Here is a 13,274-nt window from a genome sequence, read left to right as displayed (position 1 = left end):
GCGACGCCTTCCTCCGCCGCGCAACCGAGGTCAAGAACGTCTGGGTGCCGTATGGGGACTGAGGGAATAGGGCAGTAAGGCAGAAGGAGAAAACCATACTGCCTTACTGCCTTACTGCCCTAACTTATCTTCGCAAGCAGTGCCACGAGCGTCGCCGCATCCTTCGGCGACAGCGGCGCGAGCGTCTCTTCGGTGATCTTCTGCGCCAGCGGCACCAGCTCTTCCACGGACCGCCGGCCTTCTTCGGTCAGGCGTACCTGCAGCCGGCGCTTGTCAATTTCGTGCTTGCTGAGCCGCACCAGCCCGCGCGCCGCCAGACGGTCGATCACCCCCTTCACCGTCGCGGCATCCATGGCGATCAGCGCGCCGAGCTGGTTCTGCGAGGTCTCGCCGACGTCGCGCAGCTTGGCGAGTGCGGCGAACTGCGGCGGGGTGAGATCGGCGATGTGCGCGGCGAAGATCGCCACATGGCGCTGGTGCGCCTTGCGCAGGATGAAACCGACCTGGTCCTGCAGGCGGTAACCGTCATGGCCGGGATCGTCCGGGCTCATCTCAATCCGTCCCAGGCCGAGATGTCCTCGGCCCTGAGCCCGCCCATGCGGTTTTGGATGCGCGGGCCGCAGGTCATGACCAGCGCGAAGACGATCTCGTCCGGCCGCGGTCCGTCGGGAACGCCGACCTCCATGGCGTCGAAATGGCTGCGCACATAGGCGGCATTCACATGGCCGATCGGCACATCCATGCGCGCGCCGAAGCCGCCGAGCTTCTTGGCCGACGGCACGATGGCCTTGGCCTCGCCCAGCCGCTCGCGCATGGCGTAGCCGCCGGGCACGTGCCACAGCGCGCCATGCTCCAGCTCGCCGGCGGAGCCGACGATCGCGCCCTTGCCGTAGCCGTCGATGGTGTTGACGTCGCCGCCGAGCGCGGCGATCAGCCGGTCGCTGAGCATCAGCCCGAGCGGCTTCAGGTCCTCCATCGCCGCCTGCAGCTCCTCGACGTAGCGGCCGGCGAAGGGGTTCTTCACCACCGCAAGCGCCGCAGCCCGCCGGCGCGGCTCTTTTGCCGGCAAACCGCCGTCGTGAAAGATCTCCTCGACCGTCACCGCGATCTTGCGGACCGGAAATTCAGGCATGGTCAAATTCCTTGGTTGGCGTCGATACGGTCTTTTTGCCGTCACACGGCCCCGGCTGAGCTGCCTCGGTACCGGCATCGATGTCTTCCCCGGGGAGGAGAGTGGAAGCGATGGCGCTCGCCTCTTCTCCCAGGCGGAGAGAGGATGGCAGTGCAGCGGCCGGATGAGATGGCAACAGCCCCGAGAAGCGTGCGTCGCCGCCCAGCAACAATGCAGCCGCTTCGATCAGGCCGCGCCGGCGCAAATCTTCCGCGACCTGCAGCCCTGCATCCAGCGCTGCCGCAACCTCGTCGGCGCTCAGCGGACCGACCGCCGTCGTCACCATCCGGTCGCCGAGGTCGCTGTCGGGCGCGAGCTGCCGCGCCGGCCGGCGCGCGATTGCCGGGTGGCCGGGCAGGTCGACCGCATTGGCGATCAGCGTCGCCGCCGCATCGGCCGCAGCCCCGCTCGCGGCAAGGACAGTGACCGCATCGGCGATGCCGAGCGAGAAGCTGCGGCCGCGCCAGCCGCTGGTGGCAATGCCCCTCACGCGGTCTTCGGCGCGGATCGTCAGCCGGTCGGCTCGGCCGGTGCCGGCGATGGCCGCGTCGATCTGCCCGCCCGGCGCGATGAACAGCGCGATGTCGCCGCCATCGTTGACGTAGGCGCGGTCGAGCTCGCGCCCCAGAACCGTCGCCGCAAGAATTTCGTCGGCTACAGAACCGGCGACCGCCGCCATCGGCGTGATGAAGCGTTCCGCCAGGGGCACCACCGCGGCCTCCATGCGCCGAGCCGTCGCGCCGGCGAACAGCCGCGGCCGTTTGCCGGCCGGGCGGCGTAGCTCGGGCAATTCCTCGACCAGCTCGGCCAGGATCGTGTCGAAGCGCGCCACGCATTGCCGGTAGGCCGCCCGCAGCTCGGTCGCGGCACCAAACGCCTCGACCACCAGGTCGATCGGCCCGTGGTTGAGATGCAGCCGCCGTCCGTCGGGCAGCCAGCTGGTCTGCGGGCCGGTCATCGCCCGGTGCCCCGCATGCGCCGCAGCTGCGCCAGCGGCGGCCAGGGGTTGGCGGAAGAGGCCGGGCCGGTGGCGCGGTCGTTGAAATATTCGCCGCCACGCCGGAGCACGTCCGCGACGGTCCTGATCTCGGCCTCGTAGCCGCCCAGCGCCAGATAGTGGTCCTTGCGCAGGGTGAACTCGATGGGCGCCACCAGCGCCGGCGTCGGCACATAGCCGAAGGCGCCGTCGGGCACGCGCGTGACGTCGACCATCAGCGTGATGCCGCCGCCCGGCCAGACATAGACCGGGGCGCCGCCGACCGTGACATAGGTCTCGAGCCGATGCACCGAACGCGTCAGGTTGACCGGGTTCTCGGTGACGCCGGCCCTGAGGCTGCCGCCGGCGCCGCCGACGAACAGCACCGTGCACAGCGCCGGCTCGCAATTGTCCTCGATCAGCCCGACCGATTTCCTGAGCCTGTCGGGGAACGGCCTTTCGACCGGGCGCAGGTCGTCGTCGAGCTCGTAATAGGCGAACTGTTCGCCGGTGGTCGATACCATCAGCAGCGACAGGCCCGGCCGTGCGCCCTTCTTGGGGTTCCAGTCGCCCAGGATCGCCAGCGGATCGGAAATGGTGGTTCCGCCCCAGCCCAGCCCCGGTTCCGACACCTTGAAATAGCGCCCCGGCGTCGAGCGCCGGCCGAGGATTTTTATCCCGGTGTCCTGCCAGCCCAGCACCTTGCCGGCCTGGTGCTCAGAGACGACGCCGGTGATGTGGTCGTCGACCACCACCACCTCGTCGACCAGCCCGCGCCACTGGCTGGCGAACATGCCGATGGTCGCCGAGCCGCAGCCGACGCGCATCCTGTGCTCTGTCGTGCCGTCGATCACCGGCGGCCTGCCGGCCTCGACAATCAACGTCGCGCCGCCGTCGATGGCGAGTTCCACCGGCTTCTTGTTGCACAGGTCCATCAGCGTCTCGCAGGTGAAGCGGCCTTCCGGCTTCGAGCCGCCCGTCAGATGGTTGACGCCGCCGAGCGACAGCATCTGCGAGCCGTATTCGCCCGTGGTCACATGGCCGACGGCCTCGCCTCCGGCGCGCACCGTCGCCGTTTCCGGGCCGATGTGGCGGTCGGTGTCGATCTTCACCTTGACGCCGCAATAGGAGAAGATGCCCTCGGTGACGACCGTCACCAGGTCGACGCCCTCGACCTCCTGGCTGACGATGAAGGGCGCCGGCTTGTAGTCGGGATAGGTGGTGCCGGCGCCGATGGCGGTGACGAAGCGGCGGCCGCCATTGACGAGTTCGCCGTCCCAGGGCTCGGCCGAAAACGGCACGACGGCCGCGCCCGTCTCGAGCGCATAGTCGAGCACCCGCACCGGATCGCAGCGCACGATGCGCCCGCCGAAATTGCCGTAGCGGTCGCAGGCGCCGGTGCGGCCCTCGGCGATGTAGCACATCACCGGGCAGGCATCGCAGCGCAACTTCTCGCCGGCCTGCTTGTCGCCGGGATCGTGGGTCTCGAAGCGTTCGGACAGTTCGCTCATCGGCTCTTCCCGCGGATGGCGGCGAGGATGCGCGACGGCGTCGCCGGCAGCCTGCGCACCGAGACACCGGTGGCGTGGCGGATGGCATTGAGGATCGCCGGCGCCGTCGGGATCAGCACGTGCTCGCCCAGACCCTTGGCGCCGAAGGGTCCTTCCGGATCCGGAACTTCCACCAGTATGGTCTCGATGGGCGGCACGTCGCCGATGGTCGGGATCAGGTAGTCGTGCAGGTTCTCGGTGCGGCCGGGGATGTATTCCTCCATCAGCGCCATGCCGATGCCCTGGGCGATGCCGCCCTGGATCTGCCCCTCGGCCAGCAGCGGATTGATCGCCTTGCCGACGTCATGGGCGGCGGTGATCCTGGTGAGCCGCACCGTGCCGATGGCCAGGTCGACCTCGAGCTCCGCTACCTGCGCGCCGAAGCCGTAGACCGCGTAGGGCCGGCCCTGCCCTTTCGCATCGAGCGGCGTGGTCGGCGGATCGTAGGTCGCCTCGGCCGCGAACACGAGGCCGTGGCCGTCAGGCTGCAGGCTCTCGAGGTCGATATGGCGGCGCAGGTCGCCCTCCCACACCGTCAGCACGCCGGCTTCGAGATGCAGCCGCGCGGCGGGCGAGACATTGGCGAAACGCAGGATCTCGTCGCGCAGCGTTCGCGCCGCCTTCTCTGCCGCCCTGCCCGAGACATAGGTCTGGCGCGATGCCGAGGTCTTGCCGGCATCGGGGGTGGATGCGGTGTCGGCGCTTCTCAGATCGACATCCGCAAGCGACAGCCCCAGCGCATCGGCGACGATCTGCGCGACCACCGTGTTCGAGCCCTGCCCGATGTCCACCGCGCCCTGGTAGAGGATGACCTTGCCGGTGGGGGCGATGCCGAGCCTGATGGTCGAGGGGTTGGGGAGCGCGGTGTTGCCGCAGCCATACCAGCAGGACGCGATGCCCACGCCGCGTTTGCTCGCGACGTTGCCGGCATTGAACGACGCGGCCTCAGCCAGGGCGCGTTTCCAATGCGATTCGAGAGCCTCGAGGCAGTCGACGATGCCGACGCCGGCCTCGAGCCGCTGGCCGGTGACCGATTCGCTCCCGTTCCGAAGCGCATTCTTCAAGCGGAACTGCAGCCGATCCATGGCAAGCTTGTCGGCCAGCTCGTCGTAGAGCGTCTCCTGCATGATCGCAGCCTGCGGCACCCCGAAGCCGCGGAAGGCGCCGGAGACGGGGCCGTTGGTGTGGACGGCGCGGCTCGTCGCCCGATAGTTCGGCGTGGAATAGGGCCCGCAGGCATGGACCGGCACGCGGTTCGCGACCGTCGGTCCCCAACTTGCATAGGCGCCGGTGTCGAACGCGCCGTCGAAGACCATGCCGGCGATTGCGCCGTCCGCACCGGCCCCCAGCGTCGCGCGCATCCGCGCGGGGTGCCGCTTGGTGGTCGAGACCATCGAGTCCCGCCGGCTGTAGGCAAGTGCCGCCGCCCGCCCCGTCTTCAGCGCCACCAGGCCGATCAGGGGCTGCACCGAGAGGTCGAGCTTGGATCCGAAGCCGCCGCCGGTGGCGGTCGGCACGATGCGCACCTTCTCCCGCGGCAGGCCGAGAACCCGCGCGGTGTCGTCGCGGTCCATGTAGGGGGCCTGGGTGCACGCAACGATCGTCAGCGTGTCGCCGTCGAAGACGGCATGACCGGCCTCCGGCTCGACATAGGCGTGCTCGACGAACGACGTCTCGATTTCAGCCGAGACGACGGCGGAAGCCTTGGCGAGTGCCGCCTCCGGGGCGCCGCGCTCGACATGGCCACGCACCAGTATGTTGCCGGCGCGCCCGGCATGGACAAGCGGCGCCCCTTCCTGCTCGGCCTGCTCCGGCGCAAGGAGCGCCGGCAGCTCCTGCCAGCGCACGGGAAAATCCGCCAGGTCGATGTCGCACGCGGTCCAGCCCTCGCAGGCCACCAGCGCCACCGCCTCGCCGCGGAACCGCACCTCCCCCTCGGCGAGCGCCGGCTGGTCGGCGAAGGCGGGGATGACGCCGAACCTGTTGACGCCCGGGATATCCGCCGCGGTGAACACGCCGACGACACCGGCGTTGCGCGCCGCATAGGCGCCGAGATCGCCGAAGCTGAAGGCCGCCCGATGGTGCGGCGAACGCACGACCAGCACCGACAGCGCATCGGCCGGGAACGCATCGGCGCCGAACCTGTCCGCGCCCGTCACCTTCACCACGCCGTCGAGCCTGACCGGCGATGCACCGACGGCAGCGCCGGCGGCGGGAAGGGTGAAGTTGCCCAACTCCCAGGCCAAGGGCACCCCCACCCCTGACCCCTCCCCACAAGGGGGAGGGGGATTCCGTGGCACGGCCGTCACGCGCCAACCGTCGGCGATTTTGGTGGCAAGGGCGGCGAGTTGGTCCCCCTCCCCCTTGTGGGGAGGGGTCAGGGGTGGGGGTATGAGGCCGGCAGTGCCCTCCGGCGGGCCGACAGACTCAGGTCCACAGGGAGGCGAGACGAAACGGTGCGCCTCCACCACCGCCTCGATGATCTTGCGATAGCCGGTGCAGCGGCACAGCACGCCGCCGAGCGCCTCCTGCACCTCCTCCTCGCTCGGTTTCGGCCTCGTTTCCAGCAGCGCCGTGGCGGCCATCAGCATGCCCGGCGTGCAGATGCCGCATTGGGCGGCGCCATGCGCAAGGAACGAGACCTGCACCGCCGACAGGCCGTCGCCGCCGAGGCCTTCGACCGTGCGGATGGAACAGCCTTCGGCCGAGGCGACGGGCACGAGGCAGGCGCAGACGGGGGCGCCGTCGAGCAGCACGGTGCAGGCGCCGCAATCGCCGGCGTCGCAGCCGACCTTGGTGCCGGTGAGGCCGAGCTCCTCGCGCAGGACGGACGACAGCCGCCGCATCGGGGCGGCCGAGACCGACGCCGGCGCGCCGTTGACCGTGAAGCTGATCGGCGCGCGGTCGGGTTTCATGCGGCGGCCCGCCGTTGTGGATCGGCTGCCGCCGCCAGCAGGGCGCGGGCGACGATCTCGCGCGCCGCGGACCGCCTGTAGTGCGCGCTGCCGCGCACGTCGTCGATCGGCGAAAGCTCGTCGAGGGGCGCCCTGGCGACCACATCCTCGATGTCATCCGGCCGCTTGCCCTGCAGCTCCGCTTCCAGCACCCGCAGCCGCTGCGCGGCCGCCGAGCAGGCGCCGACCGCGACGGCCGCGGCCTCGATCCGGCCGTCACGATCAAGCGTCACCCTCGCCGCCACCATGGCGATGGAGATGACGAGATAGCGCCGCGCGCCGAGCTTGAGGAAGGCCGAGCGGCCACCGGTCGCAGCCTTGGGCACGCGGACGGCGGTCACCATCTCGCCGGGCCGGAGCGCGGTGCGGCGGTTGCCCAGGATGAAGTCCGGCAGTGCCAGATGGCGCGTCGCCAGGGACGAGCGCAACTCCACTTCGGCATCGAGTACCATCAGCGCCGGAACGCCGTCCGCCGCCGGCGAGGCGTTGCACAGGTTGCCGGCGACCGAGGCGACGTTCTGGATCTGCACCGATCCCACCTCGCGCGCGGCCTGTTTCAGCGCGTCGAAGGCCGGCGGCAACGGCGCCCGCCGAACCTCCGTCCATGTGGTGCGGGCGCCGATGACGAGATGGGCCTCGGTCCCGGCGATGCCGCGCAGCTCGGCGATCGAGTTGATGTCGAGCATGTCCTGCCGGATGGGGGAACTTCCGAGCGCGGGATAGAAATCAGTGGCGCCGGCCACGACCCGCCAGGCCCCCTCGCCCAAGAGGGCGAGTGCTTCGTCGAGCGTCGTGGGTCTCGCGTAGCGGGTCACGCAATGCCTCCCGGCCCGGGCCGGTCAATTCATTCGCATGCAAATGATAATCCGCCGCGACCTTTTGTCAAAGCAGCCTTTCGCGGCAAGCCCTGGCGGCGGCCATGGCGAAGTTGGAGGGTTGACGGGCGCCGGCATCTGACCCAGTTTCGGCGCCCCGACCACAGCCAATTCCGAGGAGGCTCCATGGCAGCGGACGCACTCATCGTCGTCGACCTGCAGAACGACTTTTGCCCGGGCGGCGCCCTCGCGGTCGCCGGCGGCGACGAGATCGTGCCGCTGGTCAACGACCTGATCCGCCACACCGAGCACGTGCTCCTGACGCAAGACTGGCATCCGGCCGGCCATTCGAGCTTCGCCTCCAGCCATCCCGGGCGGCAGGCCTTCGAGAGCATCGACATGCCCTATGGCCCGCAGACGCTGTGGCCCGACCATTGCATCCGGGGCAGCAAGGGCGCCGACTTCCACACCGGACTGGCGTGGAGCAAGGCCGAGCTCGTCATCCGCAAGGGCTTCCGCCCCGGCATCGACAGCTACTCCGCCTTCTTCGAGAACGATCGCCTGACCCCGACCGGCCTCGCCGGCTACCTGCGCGAGCGCGGCATCGGCGCGGTCACGCTGGTCGGCCTGGCGACCGACTTCTGCGTCGCCTATTCGGCGCTCGACGCGGTGAAGCAGGGTTTTGCCACAACCGTCCGGCTCGACGCCTGCCGGGCGATCGATCTCGGCGGTTCGCTGGACACGATGATCGGCAAGATGCGCGACGCCGGCGTCACGCTGATCTGAACCAACCGCTTTTCTGGGGCAAGCGGCGTCCGCGCCGGGGCTGAGGGGACTTTCATGAAATTCCTGCGATTGGCTGCCATGGGTGCGGGCGGCCTCTATCTTGGTGCCAGCCAGGCGCTGGCGGCGGAGGACGGGCTGCCAGGCGCGGCCATGTCGTTGTGGTGGGCCCTGCCCTTCGTCGGGCTGCTCATCTCCATCGCCACCGGCCCGCTGCTCTACGCCCATTTCTGGGAGCACCACTACGGCAAGATCGCAGCCATGTGGTCGGCACTGGTCATCCTGCCGCTGATGGCGGTGTTCGGCGTCGGCATCTCGGCCGAGGCGGTGCTGCACACGCTTTTGCTCGAATACATGTCCTTCATCATCCTTTTGTTTGCACTGTTCACCATCGCCGGCGGCATATTGGTGGCCGGCAACATCCACGGCACGCCGCTGGTCAATGCGGCACTGCTGCTGATCGGCGCGCTGCTCGCCTCGGTGGTCGGCACCACCGGCGCCTCGATGATCATGATCCGGCCGGTGATCCGCGCCAACGACAACCGGCCGTTCAACGCCCATGTCGTCGTCTTCTTCATCTTCCTGGTCTCCAACATCGGCGGCTCGCTGACCCCGCTCGGCGACCCGCCGCTGTTCGTCGGCTTCCTGCGCGGCGTCGACTTCTTCTGGACGACGGCCAATCTGTGGCGCGAGGCGCTGCTGGTCGGCGGCATCGTGCTCCTCGCCTTCCTGGCGCTGGACTGGGTGCTGCACGTCCGCGAGAAGGGTCAGCCGAAGATCAAGGATCCGACGCCGGACTCCAGGGTGCGCATCCGCGGCCGGGCCAATTTCATCCTGCTCGCCGGGGTGATCGGGGCGATCCTGTTGTCGGCGTCGTGGAAGCCGGGCGTCGCCTTCACCATCCAGGGCGTCGAACTCGAATGGCAGAACCTGGTGCGCGACGCGATCATCCTCGTGCTCGCCGTCGTCTCGCTGCGGGTGACGCGGAAAGAATACCGCGCCGCCAACGGTTTCTCCTGGGGGCCGATCCTCGAGGTGGGCAAGCTGTTCGCCGGCATCTTCGTCTGCATCGTGCCGGTCATCGCCATCCTGCGCGCCGGGCTCGACGGCGCGTTCGGCCCGCTGGTGGCTATGGTGACGTCTGCCTCCGGCACGCCCAACGACCTCGCCTATTTCTGGCTCACCGGGGCGCTGTCGTCCTTCCTCGACAACGCGCCGACCTATCTCGTCTTCTTCGAGCTCGCCGGCGGCGATCCGCGGGCGCTGATGACGACCTTTGCCTCGACGCTGGTGGCGATCTCGGCGGGCGCGGTGTTCATGGGCGCCAACACCTATATCGGCAACGCCCCCAACTTCATGGTCTACGCCATCGCCCGCGAGCGCGGGGTCAAGATGCCCGGCTTCTTCGGCTACATGCTGTGGTCGGGTGCCGTGCTGATCCCGACCTTCCTGATCGCGGGGTTCGTGTTCTTCGGGTGAGCCAGGACGTGAGGGCCTGCACCCCCACCCCTGACCCCTCCCCACAAGGGGGAGGGGGATTCCAACGCCCGCTGCCACACTTCAAGGCATCCGATGCGTCTGTGGCATCAGCTCTATCTGGTGCAATCGGGCTCAGGCGCTCGCCGCCCCCCCCTTTGTGGGGAGGGGTCAGGGGTGGGGGTGATTCACGGGCGATTGCACCGCAGCTGGATAAACTCAGGCTCGGTGACGGGCTCTTCCCTACCCCACCCCGACATAGCGCCGGACCAGCGCCGGATCCTCGCGCAGCCGCGCGACATCGACCGTCTCGCGGTTGCGGCCGTTCTCGATGAAGGCGACGCGGTCGGCGACCGGCAGCACGGCGTCGACGCGCTGCTCGACCAGGATGGTCGAGACGCCGAGCCCGCGCAGCCTGCCGACCGTCTCGCGAACCTTCGCGATCATCGACGGCATCAGCCCCTCCGTCGGCTCGTCGAGCAGCAGCACCTCCGGTTCGAGGCAGAGCGCACGCGCCATGGCGAGCATCTGCTGCTCGCCGCCCGACAGCGTCCCCGAACGCTGGCTCAGCCGCTCGCGCAGCACCGGGAAGAGGTCCAGCACGGTCTCGCGGGTCGATGCGCCCTTGTTGCGCGCGTTCAGCCCGATCTCGATGTTCTCGGCGACGGTGAGTTCGGCGAACAGCCGCCTGCCCTGCGGCACGTAGGCGACGCCGGCCCTGGGCACCTCGTGGGCCGGCAGTTGCGTGAGCTCCCGCCCGCCCAGCCGGATCGAACCCGACCGCGCCCGCACCAGCCCCATGATCGCCTTCAGCGTCGTGGTCTTGCCGGCGCCGTTGCGGCCGAGCAGGCACAGCACCTCGCCGTTGCGCAGTTCGAGGTCGAGCCCATGCAGCACCTGCACCTCGCCGTAGAAGCAGTCGAGGCCCTCGATCGTCAGCGCGGCACTCATGCACCCGCCTCCTGCGCGGTGCCGAGATAGGCGTCCTGCACGGCGGCATTCGCGCGGATCTCCGCCGGCGCGCCTTCGGCGAGAATTTTGCCGGCGTTGAAGACGGTGATGCGGTGGGCGAGTTCCATCACCACCGGCATGTTGTGCTCGATCAGAAGCACGGTCGCGTCGCGAGCGATCTCGCGGACGAGGCCGATGAAGTTGTCGATCTCGCCATCCGAAAGCCCCTGCGTCGGCTCGTCGAGGATGAGCAGCCGCGGCTTGAGCGCGAGCCCCATGGCCACCTCGAGGAGCCGCTGGTGGCCATAGGCGAGCGCCCCCGCCGGCACGCCGGCGCGCGACGCCAGTCCGACCCGCTCCAGGGCTTCCATCACCCCATGCCGCACCGCACCCCGCGAGCGGCCATCGGTCAGCGTCCGCTGCACCGGCAGCGCGACGTTGTCGTAGGCCGAGAGGTTGGCGAAGACGCTGGTGATCTGGAAGGTGTAGGCGATGCCGCGCCGGACCCTGAGATGCGCCGGCATTTTCGTGATGTCCTCGCCGTCGAAGACGATCGTGCCGGCACTCGGCTCGTAGCGGCCGCAGACGAGGCTGACGAAGGTGGTCTTGCCGGCGCCATTGGGGCCGATCACCGCCCTGATCTCGCCGGGTTCGATCGAGAAGTCGACGCCGTCGACGGCGCGCAGCCCGCCGAAATGGCGCGACAGGCCCCTGGTGACGAGCAGCGGCGTCACGGCAGCCACCTCGCCCAGCGCTCGCGCACGGTGCCGAGCACGCCCTTGCGGAAGAACAGCACGAGCAGGATCAGCACCGCGCCGACCACCAGCATATAGGCCGACGTGTAGCCGCTGGTGATGTCGACGACATAGTACATGAACAGCGTGCCGACGAGCGGCCCAAGCGTGGTGGCGGCCCCGCCGAGCAGCACCCAGAGCAACGGCAGGATCGAATATTGCACCGAGGCAAAGGTCGAGCCGACATAGCCGAAGAGCAGGGCGTAGGCAGCCCCCGCCGCAGCACAGACGACGCCCGAGGCCACCACCGCCGCCAGCTTGTTGGCGAAGGTGTCATAGCCGAGCATGCGCGTGCGCTCCTCGTTCTCGCGGATCGCCACCAGCACGCGGCCATGGCGAGAGCGGACGACGGCGAGCGTGGCGAAGAGTGCTATGCCGAACAGCGCCACGGCCAACAGGTAGCGCGTGTCGGGATTGGTGAGGTCGAGCGTGGTCGTACCAAGCGTCACCTGCCGCGCCTGCTGCGGCAGCACCAGCCCTTCGTCGCCGCGCGTCCATTCGCCGAAATAGAGCGTCACCAGGTAGAACACCTGCGCGAACATCATGGTGACGATCATGAAGGCGACGCCGGTGGTCCTGAGCGCCAAGAGGCCGATGACCACGGAGACGACCAGCCCTGCGGCGAGGCCCGAGGCGAAGGCCGCCGGCACGCCCCAGCCGAGGTGATAGAGCGGCAGGCCGGCGCCATAGAGCCCGGCGGCGAAGAACATGGCGTGGCCGAGGCTGAGCAGCCCGGCATAGCCGAACAAGAGGTTGTAGCCCATGGCGAAGACGGCGAGCACCAGCACCCGCGCCAGCACGGCATGGTGATATTCGGGCAGCACGAAGTTGAGCGCCACCAACGCAGCCACCACGGCGACGTGCAGGCCGTAGATTTTCGCCGTCGAAGCTTCGGTCATTTCGCCGCCGTTCCGAACAGGCCCTGCGGGCGGAAAACCAGCACCATGGCGACGACGAAGGTGGCGATGATCTTGGCGAGCGTCGGCGAGAAGAACACCGAGACGATGCCGTCGGACACGCCGATGAGCAGCGCCGCCACCACCGTGCCGCGCAGCGACCCGAGCCCGCCGATGATGACCACGATGAAGGACAAGAGCAGCGGGTCGAGCCCCATCAGGTAGTGCGCCTGGCTGATCGGCACGATCAGCACCGCGGCGACGGCCGCGAGCATGGCGCCGAGCGCGAACACCGCGCCGTAGACGCGCCCGACCGGGATGCCGAAGGCCTGCGCCGTCTCGCGGTCATACTGGGTCGCCCGCATCACCAGGCCGACGCGGGTGCGGGTCAGCACGAACCAGGTGGCGAGCAGCAGGAGTGCCGAGGCCGCGATGATCGACAGCTTGTAGCCGGAATAGCCGAACCACGGCAGCTGGATGCGGATGTTGAACGGCGGCGCCACCGGCCGCGCCTCGGGGCCGTAGAAGGTGAGCGCCAGCTGCTGGATGATGTAGAGCAGGCCGATGGTGGCGACGATCGTCGCCTCGGGATTGTATTCGATGCGGCGCAGCACCAGCCGCTCCGACACCCAGGCGATGGCGCCGACGATCAGCGGCGCCAGCACCAGGGCAGCCGCGAAGCCGACCGCCGGATTGCCGCTGACGGCGGTGGTGATCGCCCAGGCGAGCACCGCGCCGAGCATGAAGAACTCGCCATGAGCGACATTGACGATGCGCATGACGCCGAACACCAGCGACAGGCCAAGCGCAGTCAGCGCCAGCACCGCGGCGGTGACGAGGCCTTCGAGCGTGGCGAGCAGGAGGTGGGGTCCGAAGGCCATTCAGGTGACGATCGTCTGGAAAGGATA

The 13,274-nt window shown here is 69.1% G+C and carries 12 protein-coding genes; 2 read left to right on the top strand and 10 right to left on the bottom strand.

Annotation, left to right across the window (positions count from 1 at the left end; all coding sequences use genetic code 11):
- Nucleotides 1-119: 119 nt before the first annotated feature.
- Genes PV773_RS24380 through PV773_RS24355 form a run of 6 tightly spaced genes read right to left on the bottom strand, consistent with a single transcriptional unit; the run spans nt 120 to nt 7,466 of the window.
- Nucleotides 120-551, bottom strand: a complete 432-nt coding sequence (locus PV773_RS24380) for a MarR family transcriptional regulator (RefSeq protein ID WP_347968857.1) — start codon at nt 549-551, stop codon at nt 120-122.
- The gene (locus tag PV773_RS24375; RefSeq protein ID WP_347968856.1) at nt 548-1,132 is read right to left on the bottom strand and encodes an amino acid synthesis family protein; all 585 of its coding nucleotides are present in this window, start codon (nt 1,130-1,132) and stop codon (nt 548-550) included. The genes PV773_RS24380 and PV773_RS24375 overlap by 4 nt, the downstream gene beginning before the upstream one ends.
- Nucleotides 1,125-2,129 carry a UPF0280 family protein gene (locus PV773_RS24370; protein WP_347968855.1) on the bottom strand — a complete coding sequence of 335 codons (1,005 nt, stop codon included), beginning with the start codon at nt 2,127-2,129 and terminating at the stop codon, nt 1,125-1,127. Before PV773_RS24370 ends, PV773_RS24375 begins: the two co-directional genes overlap by 8 nt.
- Nucleotides 2,126-3,658 (bottom strand): 6-hydroxynicotinate reductase, encoded by a 1,533-nt coding sequence (locus PV773_RS24365; RefSeq protein ID WP_347968854.1) that lies wholly within the window; start codon nt 3,656-3,658, stop codon nt 2,126-2,128. Before PV773_RS24365 ends, PV773_RS24370 begins: the two co-directional genes overlap by 4 nt.
- Nucleotides 3,655-6,612 carry a molybdopterin-dependent oxidoreductase gene (locus PV773_RS24360; protein ID WP_347968853.1) on the bottom strand — a complete coding sequence of 986 codons (2,958 nt, stop codon included), beginning with the start codon at nt 6,610-6,612 and terminating at the stop codon, nt 3,655-3,657. Before PV773_RS24360 ends, PV773_RS24365 begins: the two co-directional genes overlap by 4 nt.
- Entirely contained in the window at nt 6,609-7,466 is an 858-nt protein-coding gene (locus PV773_RS24355) for a xanthine dehydrogenase family protein subunit M (protein ID WP_347968852.1), read from the bottom strand. Before PV773_RS24355 ends, PV773_RS24360 begins: the two co-directional genes overlap by 4 nt.
- A gap of 186 nt (nt 7,467-7,652) precedes the next feature.
- On the opposite strand from PV773_RS24355, the gene pncA reads away from it, so the two are divergent.
- Both pncA and PV773_RS24345 read left to right on the top strand, forming a co-directional pair.
- Nucleotides 7,653-8,252, top strand: a complete 600-nt coding sequence (pncA, locus tag PV773_RS24350) for a bifunctional nicotinamidase/pyrazinamidase (protein ID WP_347968851.1) — start codon at nt 7,653-7,655, stop codon at nt 8,250-8,252.
- Nucleotides 8,253-8,306: 54 nt separating this feature from the next.
- The gene (locus PV773_RS24345; RefSeq protein WP_347968850.1) at nt 8,307-9,728 is read left to right on the top strand and encodes a sodium:proton antiporter; all 1,422 of its coding nucleotides are present in this window, start codon (nt 8,307-8,309) and stop codon (nt 9,726-9,728) included.
- Between the two features lie 240 nt (nt 9,729-9,968).
- On the opposite strand, the gene PV773_RS24340 is transcribed toward PV773_RS24345, so the two are convergent.
- From PV773_RS24340 to PV773_RS24325, 4 genes are read right to left on the bottom strand one after another with little or no spacing between them, the layout of a single operon-like run.
- A complete protein-coding gene (locus tag PV773_RS24340; protein WP_347968849.1) occupies nt 9,969-10,676 on the bottom strand; it encodes an ABC transporter ATP-binding protein in 708 nt (235 codons plus the stop codon).
- Complete coding sequence (locus PV773_RS24335; RefSeq protein WP_347968848.1) at nt 10,673-11,410, bottom strand: ABC transporter ATP-binding protein; 738 nt, start codon at nt 11,408-11,410, stop codon at nt 10,673-10,675. Before PV773_RS24335 ends, PV773_RS24340 begins: the two co-directional genes overlap by 4 nt.
- Nucleotides 11,407-12,369, bottom strand: a complete 963-nt coding sequence (locus PV773_RS24330) for a branched-chain amino acid ABC transporter permease (RefSeq protein ID WP_347968847.1) — start codon at nt 12,367-12,369, stop codon at nt 11,407-11,409. Before PV773_RS24330 ends, PV773_RS24335 begins: the two co-directional genes overlap by 4 nt.
- Nucleotides 12,366-13,247, bottom strand: coding sequence for a branched-chain amino acid ABC transporter permease (locus PV773_RS24325; protein ID WP_347968846.1), 882 nt, complete (start codon nt 13,245-13,247; stop codon nt 12,366-12,368). Before PV773_RS24325 ends, PV773_RS24330 begins: the two co-directional genes overlap by 4 nt.
- Nucleotides 13,248-13,274: the final 27 nt, after the last annotated feature.

The sequence above is a fragment of the Mesorhizobium sp. CC13 genome (assembly GCF_039907765.1).
GTDB lineage: Bacteria > Pseudomonadota > Alphaproteobacteria > Rhizobiales > Rhizobiaceae > Aminobacter.
This window is presented reverse-complemented; position numbering and strand designations above follow the sequence as displayed.